This is a genomic window from Arthrobacter sp. StoSoilA2, assembly GCF_019977195.1.
GTDB lineage: Bacteria > Actinomycetota > Actinomycetes > Actinomycetales > Micrococcaceae > Arthrobacter.
The window spans coordinates 2946174-2972572 of the sequence record NZ_AP024643.1; the positions used below are offsets into that span (position 1 = coordinate 2946174).

28 protein-coding genes, 2 tRNA genes and 1 other RNA gene are annotated in these 26399 nt (G+C 61.1%); 14 read left to right on the plus strand and 17 right to left on the minus strand.

All coding sequences use genetic code 11. The annotated features are described in order from the left end of the window. Window positions 1-23: 23 nt before the first annotated feature. On the minus strand, window positions 24-521 hold the full coding sequence (locus tag LDN82_RS13340; protein WP_224164550.1) for a hypothetical protein: 498 nt from the start codon (window positions 519-521) through the stop codon (window positions 24-26). Between the two features lie 97 nt (window positions 522-618). Here LDN82_RS13340 and LDN82_RS13345 point away from each other — a divergent pair, with 97 nt between their 5' ends. Then, entirely contained in the window at window positions 619-1071 is a 453-nt protein-coding gene (locus LDN82_RS13345) for an SRPBCC domain-containing protein (RefSeq protein ID WP_224164551.1), read from the plus strand. Between the two features lie 44 nt (window positions 1072-1115). Here LDN82_RS13345 and LDN82_RS13350 read toward each other — a convergent pair. After that, window positions 1116-1188: transfer RNA gene (locus LDN82_RS13350), tRNA-Arg, on the minus strand. Window positions 1189-1408: 220 nt separating this feature from the next. Here LDN82_RS13350 and LDN82_RS13355 point away from each other — a divergent pair. Together LDN82_RS13355 and LDN82_RS13360 are read left to right on the plus strand one after the other, a co-directional pair. Next, a complete protein-coding gene (locus LDN82_RS13355; protein ID WP_224164552.1) occupies window positions 1409-1966 on the plus strand; it encodes a single-stranded DNA-binding protein in 558 nt (185 codons plus the stop codon). Window positions 1967-2032: 66 nt separating this feature from the next. Continuing rightward, window positions 2033-2632 (plus strand): GNAT family N-acetyltransferase, encoded by a 600-nt coding sequence (locus tag LDN82_RS13360; protein ID WP_224164553.1) that lies wholly within the window; start codon window positions 2033-2035, stop codon window positions 2630-2632. A gap of 19 nt (window positions 2633-2651) precedes the next feature. Here LDN82_RS13360 and map read toward each other — a convergent pair whose 3' ends face one another. Further along, the gene (map, locus tag LDN82_RS13365) at window positions 2652-3419 is read right to left on the minus strand and encodes a type I methionyl aminopeptidase (protein WP_224164554.1); all 768 of its coding nucleotides are present in this window, start codon (window positions 3417-3419) and stop codon (window positions 2652-2654) included. A gap of 170 nt (window positions 3420-3589) precedes the next feature. Here map and LDN82_RS13370 point away from each other — a divergent pair, with 170 nt between their 5' ends. Continuing rightward, a complete protein-coding gene (locus LDN82_RS13370) occupies window positions 3590-4276 on the plus strand; it encodes a DNA alkylation repair protein (RefSeq protein WP_224164555.1) in 687 nt (228 codons plus the stop codon). 13 nt (window positions 4277-4289) lie between these two features. Here the strand turns inward: LDN82_RS13370 and mptB are convergent, their stop codons facing one another. Then, on the minus strand, window positions 4290-5846 hold the full coding sequence (mptB, locus tag LDN82_RS13375; RefSeq protein WP_224164556.1) for a polyprenol phosphomannose-dependent alpha 1,6 mannosyltransferase MptB: 1557 nt from the start codon (window positions 5844-5846) through the stop codon (window positions 4290-4292). Window positions 5847-5995: 149 nt separating this feature from the next. On the opposite strand from mptB, the gene orn reads away from it, so the two are divergent. The 4 genes from orn (at window position 5996) to LDN82_RS13395 (ending at window position 8402) form a co-directional block, all read left to right on the plus strand. Then, window positions 5996-6631 (plus strand): oligoribonuclease, encoded by a 636-nt coding sequence (gene orn, locus LDN82_RS13380; protein WP_224090726.1) that lies wholly within the window; start codon window positions 5996-5998, stop codon window positions 6629-6631. Between the two features lie 132 nt (window positions 6632-6763). Then, window positions 6764-6836, plus strand: a tRNA-His gene (locus tag LDN82_RS13385). 137 nt (window positions 6837-6973) lie between these two features. Further along, window positions 6974-7543, plus strand: a complete 570-nt coding sequence (gene def / locus LDN82_RS13390; protein WP_224164557.1) for a peptide deformylase — start codon at window positions 6974-6976, stop codon at window positions 7541-7543. Window positions 7544-7547: 4 nt separating this feature from the next. Then, entirely contained in the window at window positions 7548-8402 is an 855-nt protein-coding gene (locus LDN82_RS13395; protein WP_224164558.1) for an acyltransferase domain-containing protein, read from the plus strand. On the opposite strand, the gene LDN82_RS13400 is transcribed toward LDN82_RS13395, so the two are convergent. The 4 genes from LDN82_RS13400 to rnpB form a co-directional block, all read right to left on the minus strand. Next, entirely contained in the window at window positions 8387-9187 is an 801-nt protein-coding gene (locus LDN82_RS13400) for an HNH endonuclease family protein (RefSeq protein WP_224164559.1), read from the minus strand. The two genes, LDN82_RS13395 and LDN82_RS13400, sit on opposite strands and share 16 nt — an antisense overlap. Window positions 9188-9309: 122 nt before the next feature. Next, complete coding sequence (locus tag LDN82_RS13405; RefSeq protein ID WP_224090731.1) at window positions 9310-9519, minus strand: hypothetical protein; 210 nt, start codon at window positions 9517-9519, stop codon at window positions 9310-9312. Window positions 9520-9590: 71 nt separating this feature from the next. Further along, the gene (locus LDN82_RS13410; protein ID WP_263422307.1) at window positions 9591-11042 is read right to left on the minus strand and encodes a glyceraldehyde-3-phosphate dehydrogenase; all 1452 of its coding nucleotides are present in this window, start codon (window positions 11040-11042) and stop codon (window positions 9591-9593) included. A 322-nt stretch (window positions 11043-11364) separates the two neighbouring features. After that, window positions 11365-11756, minus strand: an RNA gene (gene rnpB / locus LDN82_RS13415) — RNase P RNA component class A. A 57-nt stretch (window positions 11757-11813) separates the two neighbouring features. On the opposite strand from rnpB, the gene LDN82_RS13420 reads away from it, so the two are divergent. Further along, window positions 11814-12578, plus strand: a complete 765-nt coding sequence (locus tag LDN82_RS13420) for a peroxide stress protein YaaA (RefSeq protein WP_224164560.1) — start codon at window positions 11814-11816, stop codon at window positions 12576-12578. A 20-nt stretch (window positions 12579-12598) separates the two neighbouring features. On the opposite strand, the gene LDN82_RS13425 is transcribed toward LDN82_RS13420, so the two are convergent. After that, window positions 12599-13336: a C4-type zinc ribbon domain-containing protein gene (locus tag LDN82_RS13425; protein ID WP_224164561.1), complete on the minus strand. Its 738-nt coding sequence runs from the start codon at window positions 13334-13336 to the stop codon at window positions 12599-12601. An 89-nt stretch (window positions 13337-13425) separates the two neighbouring features. Continuing rightward, the gene (locus LDN82_RS13430) at window positions 13426-14337 is read right to left on the minus strand and encodes a Nif3-like dinuclear metal center hexameric protein (protein WP_224164562.1); all 912 of its coding nucleotides are present in this window, start codon (window positions 14335-14337) and stop codon (window positions 13426-13428) included. 160 nt (window positions 14338-14497) lie between these two features. Between LDN82_RS13430 and msrA the strand changes: the two genes are divergently transcribed. The 3 genes from msrA to epsC all read left to right on the plus strand — a co-directional run bounded on the left by msrA (window position 14498) and on the right by epsC (window position 16650). Beyond that, entirely contained in the window at window positions 14498-15022 is a 525-nt protein-coding gene (gene msrA / locus LDN82_RS13435; protein ID WP_224090740.1) for a peptide-methionine (S)-S-oxide reductase MsrA, read from the plus strand. 66 nt (window positions 15023-15088) lie between these two features. Then, window positions 15089-16024 carry a cysteine synthase A gene (cysK, locus tag LDN82_RS13440; protein ID WP_224090742.1) on the plus strand — a complete coding sequence of 312 codons (936 nt, stop codon included), beginning with the start codon at window positions 15089-15091 and terminating at the stop codon, window positions 16022-16024. 41 nt (window positions 16025-16065) lie between these two features. Beyond that, window positions 16066-16650: a serine O-acetyltransferase EpsC gene (gene epsC, locus LDN82_RS13445; protein ID WP_223933212.1), complete on the plus strand. Its 585-nt coding sequence runs from the start codon at window positions 16066-16068 to the stop codon at window positions 16648-16650. Between the two features lie 6 nt (window positions 16651-16656). Here the strand turns inward: epsC and LDN82_RS13450 are convergent, their stop codons facing one another. Beyond that, window positions 16657-17490: an oxidoreductase gene (locus tag LDN82_RS13450; protein WP_224090744.1), complete on the minus strand. Its 834-nt coding sequence runs from the start codon at window positions 17488-17490 to the stop codon at window positions 16657-16659. Between the two features lie 114 nt (window positions 17491-17604). Beyond that, complete coding sequence (gene gndA, locus LDN82_RS13455) at window positions 17605-19041, minus strand: NADP-dependent phosphogluconate dehydrogenase (RefSeq protein WP_224164563.1); 1437 nt, start codon at window positions 19039-19041, stop codon at window positions 17605-17607. 229 nt (window positions 19042-19270) lie between these two features. Between gndA and LDN82_RS13460 the strand changes: the two genes are divergently transcribed. After that, window positions 19271-19999 carry an FCD domain-containing protein gene (locus LDN82_RS13460; protein ID WP_224090746.1) on the plus strand — a complete coding sequence of 243 codons (729 nt, stop codon included), beginning with the start codon at window positions 19271-19273 and terminating at the stop codon, window positions 19997-19999. On the opposite strand, the gene LDN82_RS13465 is transcribed toward LDN82_RS13460, so the two are convergent. From LDN82_RS13465 to LDN82_RS13475, 3 genes are read right to left on the minus strand one after another with little or no spacing between them, the layout of a single operon-like run. Beyond that, the gene (locus LDN82_RS13465; RefSeq protein ID WP_224090747.1) at window positions 19996-21045 is read right to left on the minus strand and encodes an L-idonate 5-dehydrogenase; all 1050 of its coding nucleotides are present in this window, start codon (window positions 21043-21045) and stop codon (window positions 19996-19998) included. The two genes, LDN82_RS13460 and LDN82_RS13465, sit on opposite strands and share 4 nt — an antisense overlap. Then, a complete protein-coding gene (locus tag LDN82_RS13470; protein WP_224090748.1) occupies window positions 21045-21815 on the minus strand; it encodes an SDR family oxidoreductase in 771 nt (256 codons plus the stop codon). The genes LDN82_RS13465 and LDN82_RS13470 overlap by 1 nt, the downstream gene beginning before the upstream one ends. A 53-nt stretch (window positions 21816-21868) precedes the next feature. Continuing rightward, entirely contained in the window at window positions 21869-22768 is a 900-nt protein-coding gene (locus LDN82_RS13475; RefSeq protein ID WP_224164564.1) for an NAD(P)-dependent oxidoreductase, read from the minus strand. Window positions 22769-22838: 70 nt separating this feature from the next. On the opposite strand from LDN82_RS13475, the gene LDN82_RS13480 reads away from it, so the two are divergent. Next, a complete protein-coding gene (locus LDN82_RS13480; RefSeq protein ID WP_224164565.1) occupies window positions 22839-23906 on the plus strand; it encodes a D-2-hydroxyacid dehydrogenase in 1068 nt (355 codons plus the stop codon). A gap of 84 nt (window positions 23907-23990) precedes the next feature. On the opposite strand, the gene LDN82_RS13485 is transcribed toward LDN82_RS13480, so the two are convergent. Together LDN82_RS13485 and LDN82_RS13490 are read right to left on the minus strand one after the other, a co-directional pair. Beyond that, window positions 23991-25349 (minus strand): MFS transporter, encoded by a 1359-nt coding sequence (locus LDN82_RS13485; RefSeq protein WP_224164566.1) that lies wholly within the window; start codon window positions 25347-25349, stop codon window positions 23991-23993. Between the two features lie 158 nt (window positions 25350-25507). Further along, window positions 25508-26302 (minus strand): IclR family transcriptional regulator, encoded by a 795-nt coding sequence (locus tag LDN82_RS13490; protein ID WP_224164567.1) that lies wholly within the window; start codon window positions 26300-26302, stop codon window positions 25508-25510. Window positions 26303-26399: the final 97 nt, after the last annotated feature.

Consider the following 26399-nt stretch of genomic DNA (forward strand, 5'->3'; position numbering starts at 1 on the left):
GCCCTCAGCTCCAGGCAGTGCTGCTAGCGAACGCTGCCCACGAAGCATTTCCCCGTGGCAAGTACTGGCAGCACGCTCATCACGACGCCTCCGTCCCGGATCTGGCCCATGACACAACTATCGCCTGCCAGCGCCGCAGCTTCCAACGCATCGACATCAAGACCTGTGGGCGTCCGGCTGACGGACACTTCCACGTTGGCTTTGGGAATGCCTGCCGAAACCAAGGCTGCCCGAACGGATTCCGTATCCGGCTTGGGGCTGGCGGCCACGATCTTTTTCAGCGTTGCCTCCACAGTCGTGCTCGTGGCCACTACAGCAGGGTCCATACTCGTTCCGCTACCGGGCTGTTGCGCGGCCGGACTTGAAGAGGTGATGCCGGCCATGGGCCTTTCGGGCGACGGCGCGGTACATGCTGACAGTGCCAGCGCAGCAATAATGACCAGAAAGGTCCCGACAGCCTTACCGTTCAGCTGAAAGTTGCTTTCACGGCCCGGCTGCTCCACCCTTGTTCCCCTGCTCATCACATAGCCATTCTGCCATTCCCATGGACGTCCCGCGGGCGTAGCGTGGGCCAGGTGGTGGCGCGCCGGAATCGGCGGCCGCGGGAAGGAGAAGCCCATGGAAGCAAATATCCCCAACGCCGAGGCGTCGATCACCGTAGCGGTCCCGCGCGAGCAGGTATGGGAGGCCCTGACGGATCCTGGCCTCATCAAGGAATACTTCCTCGGAACCAATGTCGAAACGACCTGGCGGGTAGAGGATCCCATCACCTACTCCGGCGAGTACAACGGCAAGGCATACGAGGACAAGGGCACCATCCTGGCCTTCGAACCCTTGCAGCTCCTGAAAACCACGCACTACAGTCCTTCATCGGGACTTCCCGATTCCCCCGAAAACTACCACACGGTGGAATATCGCCTGGCCGATGCGGACGAAGGAACATCCGTAACCATTACGCAAGGCAACAACAAGAGCGAAGAAGAAGTGGAGCATTCCGCAGCGACGTGGCGCATTGTTCTTCAGAATCTCAAGGAATTTCTCGAGTCACAGCCCAACGAGCCACGCAGTTAAAGAATCAATCCCCCGGAACCCTGCAGGTTCCGGGGGATTTCTTGTGCCCCAGGAGGGAATCGAACCCCCGACCGGCGGATTAGAAGGCCGCTGCTCTATCCCCTGAGCTACTGGGGCGCACAAGCGCCAATACAAGCCTAAGCCGCTGGCGCCACAAAGAGTTTACAGTGCATTCGGACCGCGGCCTGCCAGCCCACGCCCACCGACACTTTTCCTCCACAACAACCTTACGAGCCGGACTTATTCACATAGGCCAAGACCGTACTCCCCTGCCTGGTTTGCATGGATGAGGCTAAGAGGGCCGGACGGGCACTTTCCTATATCGAGAAGGACCACCATGAACGACACCATTACTCTTCGCGGCTTTGTAGCCTCGGAAGTCAAGAGCTCCACCACTACACGCGGAACGTCCACTGCTTCATTTCGCCTTGGGACAACTGAACGGCGCTACGACCGCACCAGCAATACATGGGTGGACGGCAACACCAACTGGTACACGGTGCAATCCTTTCGCTACTTGGCCGGGCACGTCGGCTGCAGTGTGAAGAAGGGGCAACGCGTCATCGTCATCGGAAAGCTACGCCTGAGGCAGTGGGAACACGAGGGCAGGATCTACCACGTGGCAGAAATCGACGCAGAATCGGTCGGGCACGATCTCATGTGGGGTTCTGCGAACTTCACCCGGATGAACGGGACGTCGGCTTCCGCTGACTCGAACCCGTCCGGCGAGGCAGCCGGGAAGCCTGGAGATCCGGGGATTGAGTGGGAGGCCGGCGACAACGAACAAGCGCCCCCGGAGGACGAGACGGAAACCGTCGACGTCGATGATCCTGACGGTGCCGGTCCGATGGTGGTAAACACCACTACAGGTGAGTTGGTGGGTGCCGGGGCTTGAACTTCGCATCGGGGAACGCGATGAAACTGGTGGGACCAGCCCCGCACTGGAGAATATTCTGGGTCCATGGCATTCGACGCAGCAGCTCCCCGGTTGGAGACAGCTCCGGCATCCTGGGAGGCCGTGGAGGAATTGTTCGGGGTCAAGGGCGAGCCGTCCCGGTGCTGGTGCCGCTGGTTCGCGCTCCCCGGCAAGGAGTTCAGGTCTGCGGCACCCAGCGAACTCAAGGAACTCCTGCGGGCACGTTTCAACGAGGATCCTGAGCCGGGGGTGCTGGCATTCCGGGGTGGTCAGGCGGTGGGCTGGTGCGCTGTGGAACCGCGGGCAAACTATCCCCGCATAGAACGGTCGCAGCTTCTTCGGGCGGCAGACCTCCCGCCCGTTGACGTTGGGACCCTTTGGTCGGTGAGCTGCTTTGTGGTTTCACCGAGCCATCGGCGCTCAGGTGTTGCAGCGACGTTACTCCGGGCAGCCGTTGACCACGCATTCAATAACGGGGCTACGACCCTTGAAGCATACCCCGTCGATACCAGCCTTCGTCCAAAGGCCGGGCCGTCCGACTTGTATCACGGCACAGTTTCGCTGTTCATTGAAGGCGGGTTCTCGGTGGTTTCAACTCCCCTTCCCGGGCGCGCCGTGGTTCGCCTCCACGGGCAGCCCGCTTAGCCAGCTGTCATCGCGGCAGCTACGGCAGCGTGAGGATCATTGGTCCATCAGCTGTGACAGCGACGGTGTGCTCACTATGGGCGGCCTTGTTTCCGCTGGCTGAACGCAGAGTCCACTCGTCTTCATCATGATAGTAGTCATCCTTGCCGCCCAGGATGAGCATTGGTTCGATGGCAATGACCAACCCCTCTTGAAGTTTGATACCCCTGCCCGGTCTGCCGATGTTGGGGACGGGCGGCTCGGCGTGCATTGTCCGGCCGATACCGTGGCCGCCATGATCGGCCAATAATCCGTATCCAGCACGCTTGGCCTCGCCGCCTATCGCATAGGCGAGGTCGCCCATCTTGTTGCCCCCACGGGCAGCTTCGATACCCCGGGCGAGTGCAGCGTCCGTTGCATCGATCAGCGCCTGGTCCACCGGATCTGCCGTCCCCACGATGAAGCTGATGGCAGCATCTCCACACCAGCCTTCAAGGAAGGCACCGCAATCCACACTGAGGAGGTCCCCGTCCTGGAGGACGTAGCCATTTGGGATTCCATGCACCACCGCGTCATTGACACTGGCACAGATCACCCCGGGAAACGGGACAGCTGCCCACCGGGGGTGGTAATCAAGGAAGGCCGGCTTGGCCCCGGCGTCGGAAATCAGGCTGCTGGCAACCTCATCCAATTCCTTGAGGGAAACACCTACGTCAGCATGCTCCTTGACCGCCGCCAAGGCGTTGGCCACCACCCTCCCGGCCTCGCGCATCATCGAGACCTGATCCGGTGTCTTCACCATGGACATGGGTTTCCTCCACTAATGCCGGGCGGGATGGTTCACTGCTGGGGGGTCATCGTGGGGCCGGCTGGCTCTTGGTCCCACTCTACGTGGGGCAGCTCGTCTGCATAGGGTGGAGAGCAAAGTGGACTTCCGGGTTGGATACTTCCCAGAACGCGCGGTCATACAGTTGAGGAATGGAGAACAAGGACCTGCTTGAGGCCATCCGCTCAAAGCTTCGAACCGCCGGGGATGCTGAGCGTGCCCGGGGAGCCCAGGCGTATATGAAGTCGGACATGCCGTCGTGGGGTATCCGGGTGCCTGAGGTGCGCAGGATCGCCAAGGCTGCCGCCAAGCAGTTTCCCATCTCTTCACCCGTCAGCCTGCGCGAGGCCGTCCGTGATTTGTGGCGGAATGCCCAAGCCCGCGAAGAACGGTATGCAGCCATTGAATTGACAGGCTTGCCGATGGTCAAGGAAGACCTTGCCATGCTTCCCGTCTATGAGGAAATAATCCGCACCGGCGCCTGGTGGGACCTTGTCGACGGAGTGGCCCATCGTCTCTGTGCCCTCCTCCTTGCCCATAGGTCCACCATGACGCCGCTTTTGCTGCAGTGGTCCACGGACGAGGATATGTGGATCCGGAGGGCGTCCATCACTGCTCAATTGGCGGCCAAGACGCGGACGGACCCTGGACTGCTGGCGGCTGTTATTAAGCCCAACCTTGCCGACAAAGAGTTCTTCATCCGCAAGGCCATCGGCTGGGCCTTGCGGGAGTACAGCAAGACGAACCCCGAGTGGGTCAGGGCATTCGCCGCAGAGAATGCCCCGGCCCTCAGCCCGCTCTCCACACGCGAGGCAGTACGGCTTCTACCCTCTCCTTGAGCGCCGCGCAATCTTAGATGATCGGACGCAGGCCTGGTTCGTCGCGTTTGCGGAAAAGGCTCTTTGTCTTCGGATCCACGAAGATCAGGTAAACGGCAAACAGAAGAGCGATGATGGCCGCCGCGTTCCGCGCCAGGGTCAGGGCGAGGCCGAGATCCTCGCTCTGAAGATAGGGGAACACATCCAGTTGGTCCGAGATGGCATAGACCATGAAGAACGACACCACGAAGTAGACAGCCTTCACCTGCCAGTCGTTGCGGATGCCGGTTACAGCAAACAGCGGAATCAGCCACACCACATACCATGACTGGATCATGGGTGCCAGCAGGACAATCGCCGCAAAGGCCAACGTGAGCCGGCGCATCAGGCGGTCGTGCTCTCCCCGGAACACCTGCCAGGCGATGGCCCCCACCATGAGCACCTTGCCGGCGTCGTAGACCCACTTGGCCATGCCCCAGCCATCGAGGCCAAAAACGTTGAAGATCGAGGCGACAACCAGGCCGATCAAACCGATGGGTGCATACCAGATCCAGACGCTCCCGGGGGCAGAGAGGCCCTTCACCCATCCAAACCCAAACCCGTTGACCAGGCTCATGGCGTACAGGAGGCCAAAGGTCAGGACGGCTGTCAGGAACCAGAAAAGGATCTTGCGCGGCCATGACGCACCCTTACCCGCCCAGAGCAAGCCGATAAATGGCAGGAAGACCACCGTAATTGGCTTGACCGAAATGGAGAGTGTCACCAGCACCAAGCCCAGCACCACCCGGCGGGTGGCGCAGTAGTACAGACCAGCCAGGGCCAGCCCAATCATGAGAGCGTCGTTGTGGACACTGGCAATGAAGTTGGTGAGAAAGAGAGGGTTGGCGGCTGTCAACCATAGTGCACGGTGTGGATTGACGCCGTGGAGCTCTGCCAGCTTGGGCACGTAGATGATGCAAAGTATGACGCCCGCAACTGCCACCAACCTGAACAGCATGATGCAGGCCTCAGGTTGGACATTGGTCACCCAAACAACAAATTGTTCGATCCAAAGGAAGAACTGACCGTACGGAACGGGAGCTTCCGTCCACATCTTGTCCGCACCCAATTGGAAGTAGTTCGGGAGGGCGGAAATCCCATTCTCGTAGGGATTCATTCCCTCAACCATGAGTCTGCCTTGGCCGATGTAAGCGTAGACGTCCCTGCTGAAAAGCGGGACAGTGAACATCATGGGCAGTCCCCAGGCCACCACGGCCTGCAAAGTGGCCTTGCGGGCTTGGAGTCCCCAGACCCGGACACGCTGCCCCAGGCGCAGCCAAGCCCGGACAAGCAGCATGCCACCGACAGCCAGCAGGACGATGGAAAGCGCGACACCAACACCTTCGGTACGCATCCAGATGAAAAGCGGAAGCCGTCGAAGTTCAGACACTGGTGCGAGCCAGCCAACGCCCAGCGAGCCGAAGACAAGGAACATCGAGCCAATGAAACCGGCGATCAGCGGGGACCTGGCGTTATCCACTTCGATGGCAGCAGCAACCGCAGGCGGCGCTTCTTTCCCTGCCTTCTGGGCGGCGGGTACAGGCACCGTCATGTGGTCTTCATCCAATCGTTTGCCCGTTGCGTTCCGGGACAGAAATCTGAATCTCTGGGGGCTGTCCACGACAGGAAGAAAGGACACTGCCGTGCTCAAAAATCCTACCATCGGAGCACTTGGAACCGCCTGAAGGATAGGCTAGGCGCGTGCCTATTACTAATGAACGCATCGTCTGGATTGACTGCGAAATGACCGGCCTGGACCTCAAGAACGACGCCCTGATCGAGGTTGCGGCGCTCGTGACGGACTCCGAGCTCAACATCCTGGGCGATGGCGTGGACGTCGTCATCAAGCCCGACGACGCAGCGCTGGAGCAAATGAACGACTTCGTTCGAGACATGCACACCCGCTCCAAGCTCCTTGACGAACTCCCCCACGGCAAGACGATGGCCGAGGCCGAGGCGCAGGTGCTTGAGTACATCGAGAAGTGGGTTCCGGACCCCCGCAAGGCCCCACTCGGAGGCAACTCCGTGGGCACGGACAGGATGTTCCTGGCCAGGGACATGCCGAACATTGTGGAGCACCTCCACTACCGCGTCATCGATGTCAGCACCATCAAGGAACTCTCGCGCCGCTGGTTCCCGCGGGCCTACTTCCAGTCGCCGGCCAAGCATGGCGGACATCGCGCACTGGGGGACATCAAGGATTCCATCGACGAGCTCCGTTACTACAGGCAGGCCGTTTTTGTGCCCGCCCCTGGGCCTGACACGGCTACCGCGCAGCGCATCTCCAAGGACATCACGGCTACTGCCGAGACTCTGGGCTCAACGGAAACTATGTGATCTGCGCCATTTTTGAAGGTTTTTTCGTCGAAACCGGCAAAAGTGGACTTTTCACCCCAAAACAGCAGGTAAGCTATTTGTCGTTGCCTTCACGGAATGCCGGTCATACGGAGTTACCGAAAAAGGCACATGGTGGGCGTAGCTCAGTTGGCAGAGCGCCTGGTTGTGGTCCAGGAGGTCGCGGGTTCAACCCCCGTCGCTCACCCCGCCGAGATTGGCTCAAAAAGCCGGTTTCCACAAAGGCCGCACCGGTTATCCGGTGCGGCCTTTGTTTTGTTTTGGCCCGGCTGCAGTCGCATGGGTTGCTTCCGGAACACAGCGATCAACCAAGGAAGAGCTGAGATGACCGTCCTCCCTGTGACCATTTGGGGCGAACCCGTTTTGCATCGTCGGGCAAGTGAAGTCGAAGTATTCGATGACGATCTCCGGAAACTCATCGCGGACATGTTTGAAACCAATGAAGCCGCGAACGGAGTAGGCCTCGCCGCACCCCAGGTAGGAGTCGGGAAGCGCATCTTTGTGTATAAGTACGCGAACGACGACGCCCCTGATCAAGGCGTTCTGGTCAATCCCGTGTTGACCCTCTCAAAGGTCTCAGGCGCCCTCCCGGACCCGGAAGAGCACATTGAGGGCTGCCTGTCCTTCCCCGGAGAGCACTACCCTCTGCAGCGTGCCGAATGGGCCCGCGTCCAAGGCTTTGATGGTGACGGGAATCCTGTGGACTTCGAAGCCACGGGCTGGTTCGCTCGAGTCATGCAGCACGAGTACGACCATTTGGACGGCAAGCTTTACGTCAACCGCCTTGTGGACCGATATGCCAGGAAGGCAATGAAGCAGGCCAAGAAGAACGGTTGGGGCGTTCCCGGATTGACATGGATGCCTGGCGTCGACCCTGACCCGTTCGGACACTGATTCGATGAGCCAGGCACCCCATGCAGCATTGTTCGAGCTCTTGGACATTGCCGGCGAGGACGCCGTGGAATGCGCCTCGCTCCTGGACAGAGCCCCCAGTGGCCACGTCCTGGAAGCATTGGAGCTTCTGCAGGAGCGGCTTGGCACTTTTCCGGCCGACAGTATTTCTCCCGACCGGATTTGGCCCGGCCAGCCCGTCGAGAGCGTCTGGATCGAGGCACTGCTCCGCTTCGCACCCAGAGTCCACGCATACCATCTGGAACTGGGTATCAGCACTGACGTCTCAGCAGCCACGTTGGCCGACGTAGGGCTCCAGCTGCGCATCAACCGCCGCGTCCATGGACATTTCGGCCTGGACACCTGGAGCTGGCTGACGTTGCACATGGCAGGGAATCTGTTCCGCCTCGGCCGGTTGCAATTCCATTTGATCCGGAGCCGGCGTGACGACGGCCCAGGGGGCAACGTGGCGTACGCATCCGATTGGATCCTGGGTGTCCATATTCCCGAAGACGGCGGCCTCTCCCCTGCGCTGGTCGACGCCAGCTTTAACGAGGCTCGCTGGTTCTTTCCCCACTATTTCCCGGACAAACCGGCCACTGTGGCCACGTGCGAGTCCTGGATGCTGGATCCTTATCTGGTTGCGCGGCTTCCTGACAGCAACATCGCATCCTTCGCCCGCCGCTTCACCCTGGATCGGTGCACCGATGCCCCCACTGATGCCGTGTACTTCACGTTTAGGCAGCGGGGGCTCGGGAACCTGGACAAACTACCCCGGGAGACTTCGCTCCAGCGCATAGTCCTGGAGAGAATCGACGACGGCGGTACCTGGCAACTGGGGCACGGTCACCTGGCGCTGTAGATGGTCTGCTGATCCGGGCAAGAAGACAGGACGCGCATCATGGCATCCTTCTCCGACTGCGTGACCCACAGCTTGTACGCTGCCTTGACGGAGATCTGGCGCGCTACGTAGTGACACCGGAAGTTCTTGTTCGGAGGGAGCCACGTGGCCGCGTCGCCGGCGCCCTTCTTCACGTTCTCCGGCCCATCAGCCGCAATCAGGTTCAACGGATCATTTGCCAGCCTTTGGCGTTGCTGCAGCGTTAACTGCTTGGCACCCTTCTGCCATGCGTCGGCCAGGGCGACAATGTGATCAATCTGAACTTCAGCGCTGGTGTCCTGGCCCCGACGGAAGGTTACGTGGGCGCCCGTGTAGGGTTCCTGAAACTCTCCGGTGGCAACCCTGCATGAGGAACCACTGGTGAACTCCACGGACGACAGGTCCCTGCGCAGGATGTCGTTCCTGGTATCGCATCCGTTTCGATCGGCGTCCAGCCACGCCTGGCCGAATGCGGTTCGCTCATAGTCTTCCTGGGATGCGCGTCCTTTAACTTCCAGCTGTGCGAGTGCCGCGCTTGCCTTCTCCGCGGGAACGGCCTCGATGCCGGTAATGGGTTTCATCCATGCGGGATTAAATACCGGCGCTTCACTGGGACCGGACACCCATGGCCCGGCTGCATCGAACTGGCCGGTGGTGAAGAACCAGGACAGTCCTGCCGCGAGGGTTACGGCTGCCAATCCTAGAATGGCCCACGCCTGGCGTGATCGTCTGCGCGCGCGTTTGTAGGCAGACCAGGTGATACTCAAGGGGCTCCGTCCAGTCGGGGTGGGTCGTGTCCTATGAGCGTAGGACACGGCACCGACAGTCAGAGCCGATATCCACAGTGTGTAGGAGAAGTCACACTGCAGTGATGGGGAACTTCCCCGGGTTACTGCTCACGCATAACGCGTTGGAGGTCTTCGGCAGCCACCTCCAGCAGCGTACGCAATTGCTGGACGCGTTCGTCGCTGACGTCCCCCGCCGCGTTTGCTGCGATGGCCTGGTCCAGCAGTTTCTGTGCCTGCTTGTGGTTGGCCCGTGCTACATCCAGCGCATGTTCCAGCGTTGTCTCGTGTTCCAAAGTCGATTCATTTTCCATAAACCCATTTTGGTCAGGTTTCCCGGCTGATACCAGTAACACAGCCGGGAAACCCGTGAATACTTCCCGGCTTAGGCGTTCGCTGCCTCAAGCACTGCAATAGGCGCCACGATGTCGCGGGCAGGGAAGGACGGCGGGTTGACGCCGGCCATTTCCTCCATGACACGGACAACCTGGCAGGAGTAGCCGAATTCGTTGTCGTACCAAACGTAGAGCACGAGGTTCTTGTCATTGGAAATAGTGGCCAGACCATCAACGATGCCTGCGCGGCGGGACCCAACGAAGTCGGTGGAGACAACGTCCGGGGAGTCGATGTAGTCGATCTGCTTGCGCAACGGTGAGTGCAGCGACATTTCGCGGAGGTAGTCGTTGACCTCATCGCGTGTGGTGCCCTTGGCGAGGTTGAGGTTCAGGATCGCCATGGAAACATCCGGGGTAGGTACGCGGATGGCGTTACCGGTGAGCTTGCCCTGAAGTTCCGGAAGCGCCTTGGCAACAGCCTTGGCTGCCCCTGTCTCCGTGATGACCATGTTCAGTGCTGCCGAGCGGCCGCGGCGATCTCCCTTGTGGAAGTTGTCGATCAGGTTTTGGTCGTTCGTGAACGAGTGCACCGTCTCAACGTGGCCGTGGATGATACCGAATTTGTCGTTGATGGCCTTCAGTACCGGGGTAATGGCGTTGGTCGTGCACGACGCGGCCGTGACGATCTTGTCGTCATCGGAAATGTCGGACTGGTTGATTCCGTGGACGATGTTCTTCAGGTCGCCCTTGCCCGGAGCCGTCAGCAGGACGCGCGAAACACCCTTGCTTTGCAGGTGCTGGGACAGGCCTTCCGCATCGCGCCAACGCCCGGTGTTGTCCACTACGAGGGCATCCTTGATGCCGTAGGCGGTGTAGTCCACGGTTGCGGGGTTGTCGGAGTAGATGACCTGGACCTGAACGCCGTTGGCGGTGATGGTGTTTGCTTCTTCGTCCACGCGGATAGTTCCCTCAAAGGAACCATGTACGGAGTCGCGGCGCAGGAGGCTGGCACGCTTGACGAGGTCGTTCTCGGCGCCCTTGCGGACAACGATGGCACGCAGCCGCAGGCCATGCCCGCCACCGGCCTTTTCAATCAGGATGCGGGCCAGGAGGCGGCCGATGCGCCCAAAGCCGTACAGCACGACGTCGGTGCTGGTGCGGTCATCAGCGCCACGCTTTCCGACGATTTCCGCGAGCTCGGCCCGCAGGAAGTCATCCAACGAGGTGCCGTGGCCCTCGACGCGGAACTTCTCCGTGAGACGGGCAATGTCGATTGCAGCCGCACCGAGTTCCAGCTCGGCAAGAGCGTTCAACAGGGGTGCGGTTTCTTCGAGCAGGAGCTCGGTGTTGCTCATCCGGCGCGCAAAGCGGTGGGCCTTCAGGATGTTCATGGTCGACTTGTTGATCAGGCTCCGGCCGTGGATGCTCGTGACCACGTTGTTTTCCCGGTACAACCGGCCGATCACCGGAATCATGGCCTCGGCGAGAGCCTCCCGGCCCATCCACTTATCAAGACAAGAATCTGACGTCTGGCTCACAGAACTACCTTCCTTGGGTCAACCACATACGTCCTCGTATGCAGATGGCGGCCGCCCGGAGTAATCCTGCGGCACGAGCACTGGACGGGCTTCGGTCCACCCACAGCGCCTTGAACGATTGCAAAGAAAAGACCGCCGGCTGCGAACGCAGTCCCGGCGGCAGAACATCTACGTTCATAACAAGTCTAAGGCGGAAGGGCGCCCTCTTGGGCGCCCGGGGGCGTGAAATCACTCACATGGCAGTCACAATGGACATCACATGCCTGGGACCTCAGTGGCAAATATGTGGATGGGTTGACCGATACGCCGGGTTCTGTCATCCCTTGCCGTTGCCGGCAAAGGAGTGGCGGCCATCCATCTACGAACGCCGTTGCCGGCGCCCTCCAGCAGCCTACCCGGACACTCGGGCGAGCAGCCCTCAAACGTGCCCTGTCTGGCCTTGCTCCGGGTGGGGTTTACCTAGCCTCCCCGGTCACCCAGGGAGCTGGTGGTCTCTTACACCACCGTTTCACCCTTACCTGCCGCATGTTGATGCAAGCATCAGCACGCGCAGGCGGTCTGTTTTCTGTGGCACTGGCCTGCGGGTTACCCCGAGTGGGCGTTACCCACCACCCTGCTCTGCGGAGCCCGGACGTTCCTCGAGCCACTTGCGTGACGCGCGACCGCCTGGTCAACCCATCCGCCGTACAGTCTACCGGCGTCGAGGGTTGCCCCGGTCCCCGGTAATATCGTCTGGTGCTGATTCTGCTGCCGCCTTCCGAAGGCAAGACCCCCGCCGTCAAAGGTCCCGCCGTCGAATGGGAGTCGCTCAGCTTTCCGGAGCTGAACCCGTACCGCGCGAAGGTCCTGGAATCGTTGGGCACCGTCAGCGCCCACGAGGACGCGCTGGCACTGCTGGGCGTAGGTGCCTCGCTGAAGGACGACGTCGAACGTAATACCCGGCTGCACGCGGAACCGGCGGCCCCGGCCCATCAGGTCTACTCAGGAGTCCTGTATGACGCGCTCGGCTTCAAGTCCATGACGCCGGCCCAACGACGCAAGGCAACCGAAACGATTTTGGTGGTTTCGGCACTGTGGGGCGTTATCGGTTTTGGTGACCAGGTGCCGGCTTACCGGCTGTCCATGGGAACCGCACTGCCCGACGTCGGACGCCTCGCCTCCTTCTGGAAGCCGAACCTGAATGCGGCCCTCGCCAAACGGGCTGAAGGAGAGCTGCTGGTTGATTGCCGTTCCAGCACGTATGCAGCTGCGTGGGCTCCCCCGGCAGCGCAGACCGTCACGGTGAATGTATTCAACGAGGCAAACGGCAAGCGCACGGTGGTCAGCCACTTCGCCAAACACACCCGTGGCGAGTTTGCCAGGCATCTGCTGACCAGGCGCGGCAAGGCCGCTGCCACGCCCGATCAACTGCTGAAGGCCGCCAAGGAAGTCTGGGCAGCGGAACTTGTTCCCGGGACGGCCCGCAAGCCGCATGCCCTCAATATCATTCTGGGCAGTTAGGTCAGTTCCGCTCGGCTAGGTCAGTTCCACTCGGCCGAACGGACCAGGATGCATCCGGAATCAGGGCAAAAGACGATGTCGTCGTCAGCCGCAGCCTTGACTTCAGCGAGGTCGCCGGGGCTGAGCATCATCCCTGAACCTTCCGATTTACCGTGGAAGAGCCTGGCGGCACCGACGCCGCGCTTGGCTATGGTCTTCTCATAGACTGCAAGCATTCCGGCGTCGAGGGCCTCCGCGAAAGCGGCACGCTGCCCACGGACCACGGTTTCCTCGGCCGCGATCTCAGCAATCGCCTCATCCAGTTCGGCGCGGATGCCGGCAAATGAACCCTGGATGTCGTCCACGATGGCCTGTTGCGCGGCCTGGCGCTCCCGCAGGGTGTCCAAACGTTCCAGGATTTCAAGCTCAACATCTTCAAGGTCGGAGCGGCGCTTATTAAGGGACGCAATATCACTTTGGAGCGCTACGAGGTCCTTGGAGAGGCCGGTTCCGCTATTGAGCCTGGCTTCGTCCCGTTCGATGCGGGATGCGACCTGTTCCACGTCAGCTTCCGAACGACGCAGTTCGGCTTCGGCGTCGTGTACGGCCATCTTGGCCGCGCCCAACTCACCATTGGCAACGTTGAGTGCATCCTGCAGGTCAGCTATCCGGGGATCTGTTTCCAGCACCTTCCGGCGGCCTGCCAACGACTTGAGCCTGGCGTCCAGTCCCTGCAGTTCAAGCAATTTCAATTGTTCTGCCGGTGCTGCTTTCGCCACGCTTACCTCCGCTTGTTACTTCCGGGCCTGGGGATCAGTTCCGGATGGACGGGCCCCTTTTTATTGGGACTGTCCGTATCTTCTAGACTCTAGTCCCCGCCGGGAGTGAGTATGAAGTCCCAGGGATCGCTGTTGGTGCTGCTCACACGGATCTCGACGTCGTAGCCCTGATCAGCCAGTACGTTGCCGAGCGCTTCCGCGGCTACGGGCAGCCACAGCCATTCACTGGCAAAGTGCGATACGTCAATGAGGTACGGACGGCCGTTGACGGTACCTTCCCGCGCCTCCGACGCCGGATGGTGCCGCATGTCTGCTGTCACATACACATCTGCGTTGCTGGCCCTGACGGCATCGAACAAGCTGTCCCCGGCGCCACCGCAGACGGCGACGCGCCGCAGCAGACCGTCCTTGTCGCCAGCCACGCGGACCCCTCCGGCCACTGCGGGGAGCATCCCAAAGACGCGGGCAGCGAAATCACCCAAGGTCATGAGCTCAGGAAGATCTCCAACCCGGCCAATGCCTTCCTCGGGCAAGCCATTGGCGGCAGGGGTCAGTGGGGCAACATTTTCCAGGCCAAAGGCGTCCGCCAACACGTCCGATACGCCCCCGACGGCGGAGTCACCGTTCGTGTGGACGGTCAGGAGTCCGGTGCCCGCCTCGATAAGACGGTGCACGGCCAATCCCTTCGCGGACGTGGCCGCGACGGAGTTCACGCCTTTGAGCAACAACGGATGATGCGTAATGAGGAGTCCTGCACCCCACTCAATGGCCTCGTCGATGACGGCCAGGGTGGGATCCACGGCAAACAGGATTTTGGTGATCGGCGCGGTGGGGCGCCCCACCACGAGGCCTACCTCATCCCAATCCTCAGCCAAGGATTCCGGCCAGAGTTCCTCAACAGCAAGCAACACCTGGCCAAGGGTCGGGTCCCCGCTTGCTTCCACTGTCCCGGCGTCGTCGCCGGAATCCGCATCGGAAATGGCGGTGTCTACTGCTTCCATACTCTTATTCTTACCTACTGGGCCCGATAGGGCAGTCTTGGTTGCTGCCGCGCCTGCCCAGTGACGTACCCAGTGGCGTTCCCGGTGGCGTTCCCGGTGGCGTTATTGTCCCGTAAGGTATTGCGGGAATCATCAGCCCCTCCAATCCATTGAAGAGATCATGAAAACTTTTGTACTTGGTGGTGGATGCTTCTGGTGCCTTGATGCCGTGTACCAGAAAACCCGCGGCGTCAGTTCCGTGGTCTCGGGCTATACGGGTGGCCATGTCCGAAACCCTGACTACTACGACGTCTGCTCGGGAATGACCGGTCATGCAGAGGTAGTTGCGGTGACATTCGACGAGACCGTGGTGCCGGAGGAGGTCATTCTTGACATGTTCTTCGCGCTGCATGACCCCACCACGTTGAACCGGCAGGGCTACGACACAGGTACCCAATACCGTTCGTCGATGTTCTACACCACGACGGAGGAAAAGATCCTCTTCGAAGAAGCCATCGAGCGCGCGCAAGCACTTTGGGCCGATCCGATTGTGACGGAAGTGAGCCGGCTACCCGAGTTCTATGAGGCAGAGGAAGTCCATCAGAACTACTACGCCAAATTCCCGTACCAGGGTTACTGCCAGGTCATCATCAATCCAAAACTGGCCAAAGCGCGGAAATATTACTCTGCATGGCTAACTGCTTAGCAGGGTTTCGATCCTGCTGGTTAGGCTGACCTCAGCATTCCCTCTTCAGAGATAGGCATAATCTTCATGGCAAGGATCTACGACGACGTCACCCAGCTGGTCGGCCGCACTCCGCTGGTCCGTTTGAACCGGCTGACCGAAGGCCTTGAGGCCACCGTTGCGGTCAAGCTTGAGTTCTACAACCCGGCCAACAGCGTGAAGGACCGCATCGGTGTGGCCATCATTGACGCCGCCGAAAAGTCCGGTGCCCTGAAGCCGGGCGGAACAATTGTCGAGGGCACCTCCGGCAACACCGGAATCGCTCTGGCCCTTGTTGGTGCCGCACGCGGCTACAAGGTCATCCTGACCATGCCTGAGACCATGTCCACCGAACGTCGTGTCATGCTTCGCGCTTACGGTGCAGAGATCGTACTGACTCCCGGTTCCGAAGGCATGCGCGGCGCTGTTGAAAAGGCCCAGGAGATTGTTGCCAACACGGAGAATTCCATCTGGGCGCAGCAGTTCGCCAACCCGGCCAACCCGGAGATCCACCGCAACACCACTGCCGAGGAAATCTGGGCGGACACCGACGGCGAAGTAGACATCTTTGTTGGCGGCGTCGGTACCGGCGGTACCGTGACCGGCGTCGGACAGGTCCTCAAGGAGCGCAAGCCCGAAGTCCAGATCATTGCAGTCGAGCCCAAGGACTCCCCCATCCTTAATGGCGGCAGCCCGGGTCCCCACAAGATCCAGGGTCTGGGCGCCAACTTCGTCCCGGAGGTCCTGGACACCAACGTCTACGACGAAGTTCTCGATGCGACCCTTGAAGACTCCGTTGCCACCGCCCGCGCCCTTGGTTCCAAGGAAGGCGTCCTGGCCGGTATTTCCGGCGGTGCCGCGGTATGGGGTGCACTGGAAGTCGCCAAGCGTCCGGAGAACAAGGGCAAGCTGATCGTCGTGATCGTGCCGGACTTCGGGGAGCGTTACATCTCCACTGTCCTCTTTGACGACATCCGCGGCTAACACTTCGCCCGCAAGCATTCATTTCCTGTAGAAAGGTCTTTGTGAGCTTCTTCGCAAGGCTTAAGGAAGACCTCGACGCCGCCCGGTCGCATGACCCGGCGGCTCGAGGTTCTTTTGAGAACTTTTTCGCCTACTCCGGCCTGCATGCCATCTGGGCACACCGCGTGACCCACAAGCTCTGGCAAAACCCGGCCCTTCGCTTTCCTGCCCGACTGATTTCACAGTTGGCGAGGTTCCTGACGGGCATCGAAATCCATCCCGGCGCAACCATCGGCCGGCGCTTCTTCATCGACCACGGTATGGGTGTCGTCATCGGCGAAACGGCCGAAATCGGCGAAGACGTGATGATCTATCACGGTGTGACGCTGGGTGGCCGATCCCTTGCCAAGGTCAAGCGCCACCCCACCATCGGGGATCGGGTGACCATCGGCGCCGGCGCCAAGGTCCTGGGACCCATCACCATCGGCGCAGACAGCGCAATTGGTGCGAACGCCGTCGTGGTGAAGAACGCTCCCCCGGAGTCGATCATCACCGGCATTCCAGCGACGTGGCGGCACCGCGACGCGAAATCCGAAACCAAACCGGCGGTTGACCCGGCTGAGTACTACATCGAATACCGGATCTAGTTTGAGCTAGCCGGTAAACCTCTTGTAGGAGTTCCACAGCACGGCGTCAAACACGCGGTCAGGAAGAACCCTGCGCAAGGCCAGGACGCTCCAGGCTCCCCTACCCACCGGGTAGCGGGTCTTGGGGCGTTTTGCCGTTGACGCGCGAACTATTGCCTTGGCCACTACCCTCGGAGGCGTGGATATCAGCTGTCCGGATGTTGAGGCCAAGGCTGCTGCCATGACGTGGGCCTGCCCCTTGTATGGACCCTTGCCGGATGCGGATAAGAGGCCTTCCCCGGCAATGGTGCCCCATTCGGTGTCCGTTCCGGCGGGCTCGATGAGTACGACGTCGATGCCGTGCGGTTTCAACTCGAGCCGCAAAGAATCACTCATCCCCTCCACTGCGAACTTGGTCCCGTGGTACCAAGCGCCCAGGGGCTCATAAATCTTTCCGCCGATGGACGAGACGTTGATGATCCGGCCAGAACCCGCATGCCGCATCCTGGGAATAACGAGTTGCGTCATCCTCGCCAAACCCATCACGTTCACCTCGAACTGGCGTCTGCCTTCTGCCAGGGGAACCTCCTCGAGGGAGCCGTAGGAGCCGTACCCTGCGTTGTTCACCAGGACATCTATGTGCCCGTGTGCAGCTTCAACAAGCGCCACAGCTGAGGCCATGGACTCTTCTACTGTGACGTCCAGGTGCATGACGGTGATTCCCTGCGCCTGAAGGGGATGCATCTTCTCCACCCTGCGCGCACCGGCGTAGACAATGAACCCTTCGGACCTCAGGGCGCGCGCCGTCTCAAAACCAATGCCGGTAGATGCCCCTGTGACAAAAGCGATGCGCTCGGTCATGGCTCTGGCTCCTTGGCTCGTGGCACTCGCCACGATGGCCCAGTACCTCTTCCGGCATGGCAAAGGCCGGCTCCTCCCAGCGTATCGGGGAAGAACCGGCCTTGCTGCGGAACCTTAGTGGGTGTCGACGGCCGAGATTTCGGACTTGTCTTCGCCCCACAGGGTGTGGAACGTACCTTCGGCATCAACGCGGCCATAGGTGTGCGCACCGAAGAGGTCGCGCTGGCCCTGGATCAGGGCAGCAGCAACGCGCTTGCGGCGCAGGCCGTCGTAGTAGGCCAGCGAGGAGGAGAAGACCGGAACCGGAATGCCCAGCTGGACAGCGGTGGCTACAACGCGGCGCCAGGCCGGGAGGGCCTCAGCGATGGCCTTGGTGAAAGCCGGCGCGAACAGGAGGTTGGCAGGCTTCTCCTCGGCAGCGTAGGCCTTGGTGATGTCCTTGAGGAGTTCTGCGCGGATGATGCAGCCTGCGCGCCAGAGCGAGGCGATTTCGTCCAGCTTGAGGTCCCAGCCGTACTCCTTCGCGGCGGAGGTCAGCATGTCCAGGCCCTGGGCGTAGGAAACCAGCTTGGAGGCGTACAGCGCCTGACGGACGTCCTCAACGAACGTCGCGGGGATCTCCACGGAAGCCTCTTCGCCGGCCAGCAGTTCCTGGCCGAGCTTGCGCTGCTCGGCCTGCGAGGACAATGCGCGGGCGAAAACGGACTCGGCAATGCCGGAGACCGGGGAGCCGAGTTCCAGTGCGGAGATGACCGTCCAGCGTCCGGTTCCCTTCTGGCCTGCAGCATCCACGACGACATCAACGAACGGCTTGCCGGTCTTGGCGTCGACGTGGCCCAGAACCTCGGCCGAGATTTCGATCAAGAAGGAGGACAGATCGCCCTTGTTCCAGTCAGCGAAGATCCTGGCCTGCTCGGCGGGCTCAATGCCGGCGCCGGAGCGGAGGAGATCGAATGCTTCACCGATGACCTGCATGTCGGCGTATTCGATGCCGTTGTGGACCATCTTGACGAAGTGGCCGGCACCGTCGGTGCCGATCCAAGCGCAGCACGGCTCGCCGTCGACCTTTGCGGCAATCTTCTCCAGCAGCGGGCCGAGGGCGTCATAGGACTCCCTGGAGCCACCGGGCATGATGGAGGGACCGTTCAATGCGCCCTCTTCGCCACCGGAAACACCGACGCCAACGAAGTGCAGGTCCTTCTTGGCCAGCGCGGCTTCGCGGCGGCGGGTGTCCTCGTAGTGCGAGTTACCGGCATCGATGATGATGTCGCCGGCCTCGAGCAGCGGTTCCAGCTGCTCGATGACGTTGTCCACGGGAGCGCCCGCCTTGACCATGATCAGGACACGGCGGGGCTTTTCGAGGGAGTCGACGAGTTCCTGCAGCGTTTCAGTGCGGATGAAGTCGCCGTCCGTGCCGTGCTTTTCCAGCAGGGCGTCGGTCTTTTCCACGGAGCGGTTGTGGAGAGCCACAGTGAAGCCGTTGCGGGCCAGGTTGCGGGCCAGGTTGGCGCCCATCACCGCGAGGCCGGTGACACCGATGTGTGCTGACATCAAAACTCCAATTCGATCGTGTACAAACAGTCCTGCGGACAGCAGGAAGCGATTTCATAACCAGGGGCTGTAATAAACCATACGTATTTAAGCCATGAGCAGGAAAGCGGCGCCCACGTTTTGGAACGGCGCCGCGTCATAAACAGTCTATGATGTGCGGGACTTCCGAGCGGCGCCAAGCGGCATCGGACGGCACGCGGAATGCGTTCCCCGCACTATGCTTACGTCTATGTCAACCAGCCTCCACCACCGCGCCGTAGAGCATCTGGGAACCCGGATTGTGGGCGGCGCCCTTCCCACTGGCCACGTCATGCTGGCCGAACATTTGGAAGACGAGCTCAACGTTTCGCGCTCGGTGGTCCGGGAGGCCGTCCGCGTCCTGCAGTCGCTGGGCCTGGTGGAAACCATCAAGCGTGTCGGAATCCGCGTCCTCCCGGCCCATCGCTGGAATCCCTTTGATCCGTTGGTCATTCGCTGGCGCTTGGCCGGGGAGGGCCGTGGCGCCCAACTGAGGTCGCTCGCTGAGCTGCGTTCCGCCGTCGAGCCTGTTGCTGCGGAACTCGCAGCCGGAAACGCTCCGGAAACCCTTCGCCGGGAACTCGTGGATATTTCGCTGGCCATGAAGGAAGCCGGCGACGCCGGAGACATGGCACGGTTCCTTGACCTCGATATCCGGTTCCATGCACTGGTCCTCTCCGGCTCGGGAAACGAGATGTTTGCCAACCTGATTGGCCAGGTGACAGAGACCCTGACGGGACGCACAGTGCACGGCCTCATGCCGGAACACCCCCAGAAGCAGGCGCTGCAGTGGCATATTGACGTCGCACACGCCATCGACGCCGGCGACGGACAGCAGGCCAGGGATGCGGCCGGAAAAATAATGCGCCAAACGATCGCGGAGCTGGCCCCCAGCTGGAACGACCAGCCCCGCGTCTTCGTACCCGTGGCGAAAAACTAATCCTGGAAGTTCAGCAGGACCTTGCCTGACCGGGCTGAGTTCCTGGCTACTTCGAATGCCTCAAGTCCGTGTGCGAGGTCGAACTCGTGCGTAATCACGGGGTCCACAAACAGCGAGCCGTCCGCCAACGCCGCAATGACGTCATCGATTTCGTTGTTGAAGCGGAAGGATCCCAGCAGTTCCAGTTCGCGGGTGATGGCCAGGGAGATGAAGACCGGTTGCGGGCCCGAGGGCAGCAGCCCCACCATGACCACTTTCCCGCCGCGGGTTGCTCCCTTGATGGCCGAGGCCAGGCCGTGGTGGCTGCCTGAGGACTCAATGACGACGTCGGCGTCCACCGCCGCGATGGCGTCCGCTTCGTCACCCCTCAGGACCGCATCGGCACCGACGGCTTTGGCGATCTCCAGCGGCTTGTCATGCATGTCGACGGCGACAATCCTGGCCGCGCCGGCCCGCTTCAGGACGGCGACCGTCAAGGCGCCGATGGGACCACTGCCGATCACGAGGGCCGTCTTCCCCGCGACGTCACCGGCCCGGGCGACGGCATGCCAGGCCACGCTGGCAGGCTCCACCAACGCCGCGGTCCTCAGATCCAGGGTGTCCGGCAGGGCACGCAGCATCCGCGAGGGAAGGGTGGCGTAGCGGCTGAAGGCCCCGTCGGTGTGCGGGTAGCGTGCCGCGCTGCCCAGGTACGTGCAACCCGGGGAAAGGTTGGGCCGGTCCTGCGGATAGCGGACCTCGCCCGGGGCCGGGGTTGCCGGATGCACCGCCACGGGCGTTCCTGGGCCAGGGCCGCTGCCATCGGCTGCCTGCTCGATGACGACGCCAACGATTTCATGGCCCAGGACCATCGGGGCCTTCAGAATCGATTCCCCCGCCGCGCCGTGGAGCCAGTAGTGCAGGTCCGAACCGCAGATGCCGCCGTACGCAATTTCGACGAGCGATTCGTTGGCCGCGGGCCTGGCCAGCGGGATATCTTCGATCCGTAGGTCACCCTTGCCGTGGGCTACGACGGCAGGGCCGGAGGCCGGGAGTGTGCTGCCCATCAGACCACCACCGTCATTCCACCATCGACGAAGATCGTCTGGCCGTTAACAAAGTTGGACGCTTGCGACGCAAGCCACACAACAGGTCCGGCGAGGTCGGCCACGGTTCCCCACCGGTTGGCCGGTGTCCGGCCCAGGATCCAGGAATTAAACGCCTCATCATCCACCAGGTTCTGTGTCATCTCAGTGTGGATGTAGCCGGGGGCGATGCCGTTGATCTGCAGCCCCGAAGCGGCCCACTCAGCAGTCATCGCACGCGTCAGGTTACGCAGCCCGCCCTTGGCGGCGACGTAGGGGGCGATCGTGGGACGGGCAAGGTCTGTTTGAACTGAGCAGATATTGATGATCTTTCCTTGGCCCCGCGGGATCATGTGCCGCGCAGCCTCCCGGCCCACCAGGAAGGCGCTGGTCAGGTCCGTGGTGATGACCCGGTCCCAGTCCTTGACATCGAGGTCAAGCATGGGAACGCGGTGCTGGATGCCGGCGTTGTTCACCAGGATCTCCAACGGGCCAACATTGGCCTCGATCCATTGCACGCCTTCAGCGGCCGAGGCGGCATCTGTGACATCGAACGCCCGGCTGAAGACCCGTCCGTCGGGATAGTCTGCAGCCATGGCATCGTGCGCCTTGGCCAGCCGTTCCGGATTGATGCCGTTCAGCACCACCGTCGCACCAGCATCAGCCAGGCCGCGGGCAAGGGCATTGCCGATCCCCCGGCTGGATCCGGTGACCAAGGCGATTCGCCCGCTCAGGTCAAATAGTCCACTCATGTTTCTGTTGCATTCCTTCTTGTCTGGACAGGTTTCTTGTTTGGGGCCGGCATTTAGTTGGCAGCCGAAGACATGGCAAGATTCGCTATTGCTTGGCGAACAACGGCGAGGTCCTGATCGCCAAGTCCTTGGCGCTTGAGTTCCCCGTAGAGCTGGATTGCCGCAGAGGCCATGGGTACCGGGGAGCCCACACTCCCGGCGCTTTGGACCACGAAGGCCAAATCCTTGTGCATGAACTTGGCGGGTCCCGTGGGCGTGTAGTCCTTCGCCGCCAAACGTGGCCCGACGATCTCCAACACCCGGCTTGCCGCCAAGCCTCCCGCGAGGACCTCATACAGGGCAGCCACATCCATTCCGGAGCGCTCGGCAAGTTCAGCAGCCTCGGCAAGTGCCGCCGTCGTAGTCCCGACGATCAGCTGGTTGCAGGCCTTGGCGAGCGAGCCTGATCCCAGTGGACCCATCCGGCGGACTGTTGTCCCCATGGTTTCAAAGAGTGGCTGAAGCCGTTCAAAGTCTGTTTCGGACGCCCCTGCCATAATGGCCAGGGTTCCGTTCCCGGCGCCGGTAGTGCCGCCGCTGACAGGCGCGTCAACCACCACCGCGTTTCCGCCGGTGGCCTCGCGCACGGTTTCGCCGAACTCCTGGACCGCCGTCGGCGACACACTGCTCATCACGACGACGGCGGTGCCCGGCTGGGGCGCTTCGGTGCGCCATGCATCAAGCAAGCCTTCTGCCGCGGCCTCGATCAAAGGCAAATCGGGAAGCATGAAAATGATTGTTGGTTCGTCACGGAGTTCGGCAAGGGTGTCTACGCGGCTAATGCCCGCGAGGCCTTGGAAGACAGTGTCGGAACGGTTCCATGCCCTGACAAGCCATCCTGCTTTAGCGATGTTGGCAGCCATGGGAGCCCCCATGAGCCCCAAGCCTACGAAACCCACACGTTTGCCGGTCATGTCGTGAAGAACCTCACTTCTATGTGTGCATCAAAACGCAATCTGTTCAATATCCTAGCCTCCATTCAGTATGATGAACACTATGACGACTGATGAACTTACCATCGCGATCGCTGTACCGCTCGAAGCTGAGCATGTGGAGCGTATCCGCGCCGTAGATCCTTCCGTAACTGTTCTGTACGAACCCGACCTTCTTCCACCCGAGCGCTACCCTGCCGACCACAGCGGCGACCCGGACTTCAAGCGGACGCCGGAGCAGGAAGAACGCTACTGGGCCATGCTCAACCGGGCCCAGGTCCTGTACGGCTTCCCCAACGAAAGCCCGGCCGGCCTTGCCCGGATTGCCCGAAGCAATCCCCACCTTCAATGGATTCACGCCATGGCCGCCGGGGCCGGCGGAGCCGTCAAGGCTTCCGGACTGGATACCGAGACGCTTCGAAAATTCCGCGTCACTACTTCAGCCGGAGTCCACGCGTTGCCACTCGCGGAATTCTCCGCCTTTGGCATCCTCAACGGCTTCAAGCGCAGCGCCGAAATGGCCCAGGACCAAGCGGCCAAGGCTTGGCCCCAGTTGCGGACACCCACCAAGTTGGTCAACGGATCCAAGGTAGTCATTGCAGGGCTTGGCGAGATCGGCATGGAAACGGCACGTATCGCCCGCGCTCTGGGCATGAAGGTCAGCGGCACCAAACGCAACGTGGAGGCCATTGAGGGCATCGACGAAGTCACCAACAATGACGGCCTCGCGGGCCTCGTTGCCGACGCCGACGCCGTAGTGAACACACTTCCCGGCACTCCCTACACAGAGAAGCTGTTCAGCACTGACATCTTCTCCGCAATGAAGCCGGGCAGCGTGTTCGTGAACGTCGGCCGCGGCACAGTCGTGGACGAGGACGCCCTTCTTGAGGCCCTCAACAGTGGTCAGGTTGCCTATGCCTGCCTGGACGTCTTTGCCGTCGAGCCGCTACCGCAGGACAGCCCCCTGTGGAACCACCCCAAGGTGCTGGTATCACCGCACACGTCTGCACTGAGCTCTGCCGAAAACCGCCTTATCGCAGAGCGTTTTTGCAGCAACCTCCGTACATTCCTGGACGGTGGCGACCTTCCCCACCTGGTGGATCCGGTCCACTTCTACTAAACCCGGCAAGCTCCGACGCGAAAGGCTCCGACCCCAAGGGGGTCGGAGCCTTTTTTGCGCCAATGCCTGGCAAGTGACGGTCCGCTACTTCGCGTCCTCAAGGGCAAGAAGGTCCCGTCCTGCTGTTTCAGGCGTAAAGAATGTCGTGATGAACGAAATCAAGGCCAAAACGAGCGAGTAGACCGCGAGAACAACCCAGGAGTTATGGGTGGCCGCCAGGAGAATGGCGCCGAGCAGGGGCACAAGGCCGCCTGCCAGCACTGCAGAAATTTCCCGGCTGAGCGCAACTCCGGTGAAGCGGTACTGGGAACCAAACAGTTCAGGTAGCAGCGGGCACTGCGGGCCCAGCATGGACTGGACACCCAGCGCTATACCAACCACCATGACTGCCCACACGAGGGTCACGTTTCCGAGAGTCACCAGATAGAAGGCCGGGATGGCAAATATCGCCTGGAACAACGCACCATAACGGTAAACCCGGACGCGGCCAAAGCGGTCAGACAGTGCTCCGAACGTCACCACCATGACGGCTGCGAATCCAGCGGCAATCAGAAGCCCCACAGGGCCAATGAATTTGTCCCCAGGGAAGACACCTTCCTTGACCGACATGAAGGAGATCAGCAGGGCCGAATAGATGGATGAATTGCCGTTCTCTCCCATACGGAGGCCTATACCCACCAGCACGTTCCTTCTGGAATGCTTCCAAAGTTGACCCACAGGGTTCTTGACCACATTCTTGTGCTTCTCCAGTTCCTGAAATACCGGAGTTTCCTTCAACCTCAGGCGAATGAAGACAGCAACAATGATCAGGACAAAGCTGGCAAGAAATGGCACCCTCCAGAGCCACGACTCGAAAGCAGCCTTGTCCGCCAACTGCAACAGCGCGAAAGTTCCGGCGCCCAGGAGCGTGCCGAGCTGAATGCCAACGAACGGCAGCGACGCGAAGTACCCCCGGCGCTTCGGCGGCGCCACTTCCGATATCAGGGTTGTGGCTCCGGCCTGTTCCGCTCCGGCCCCCAAACCCTGGATGATTCGCAATGTCACCAGGAGTACAGCACCGAGCATTCCGGCCTGCTCGAAGGTGGGGAGCAGGCCGATGGCAAAGCTTGCGAGTCCCATCATGCCGATTGTCAGCAAGAGGACCATTTTGCGGCCAAACCTGTCTCCGATGAATCCGAAGAAAATACCGCCGAACGGTCTGGCCGCAAATCCCACGCCATAGGTGGCAAAGGATGCGATCAAAGCCCCGCTCTCACCCAAAGGCTTGAAGAACAAAGGCCCAAAGATCAAGGCCGAGGCCAGGCCATAAATGTAGAAATCGTAGTACTCCAGGGCAGAACCCACGGAGCTGGCCAGCGTCGCCCTGCGAAGCTGTTCCGGCTCAACCACTGCATCGTCAGCCTTAGCTGCGAGCTTTGCATCAGTACGAGTTGTCACAAGCACTCCCTCAAAATCACACCAGGCCCCCGTTGGCCCGACGAGATAGTGATGGCATCACCGCCAAGATCACTATGGTGAACAGCGTACAGCTTGTTGAACTGAGTGCCAAGATTAAAATAAGATTTATTCAAAATCCGATGATTGTGACGTGCGGCACTGCATCAACCCATCGGATTCCCCAGGGAGCGGGCCAGCTCCTTGAGTTCCTTGACCATGAGCGCACCCTGCTCCTCTGAATAAGTAGCCTTCAGCGCAGTAACAGAAAGCCCCAGGCTGGGACCATGCGCCCCATGGGTGGGCACGGGAACGGCAAGGCACACCACGCCTACCGTGGATTCTTCGTCCTCGAAGGCAAAACCCTGCTTGCGGATCGTGGTGATTTGAGCCTTCAGTTCCTCGGCCGTGCGCAGCGAGTTCGGCGTCATGACCGGAAGTTCCATGCCATCCGGGAACATGGCATCGATGTCGTGGTCATGCAATTGCGCCAGGAGCGCCTTTCCTACGCTGCAAAGGGAGACCGGCATTTTGTCGCCGATGTTCGAGGTCAGCCGAACTGCAGGATGACCCTCATAGCGCGCCAGGTATATGACGTGGTCCCCGTCCAACATGGCGATGCGGACAGTTTCTCCAGACAGGGTAGGTGCTTGTTCACAGTACTTGTAGAACTCCTGCACTTCATCCAAACGGCTCAAGTAGGCTGCGCCCAGCTCCACGAGCTTTCGCCCCAAGCCAAAGTCCGCGCCCTGCCTGGTAATAAGCCGTGCTTCTTCCAGTGCCAGCAGCAGATTGGACGTGGAAGATTTAGGGATTCCCAACTCCCTGGACAGATCACTCAGGGTGAGGCGGCCCGATGGCGATTCTGCCAATGCTTCCAGAACGGCCGCTGCGCGGGTCACCGCGGGAGCTGGCGATGATGCGCCCAGTCCTTCGGAGCGGGTAATGCGGGAATCGGCCATGATTCTCCTTCGTCATCTCAAACCGGACATCTCGTCCAACCGGGTGTTCAATCAGCTGAACACTACCCATCATAGTGTGATTGCTTGCGGTCCTGTC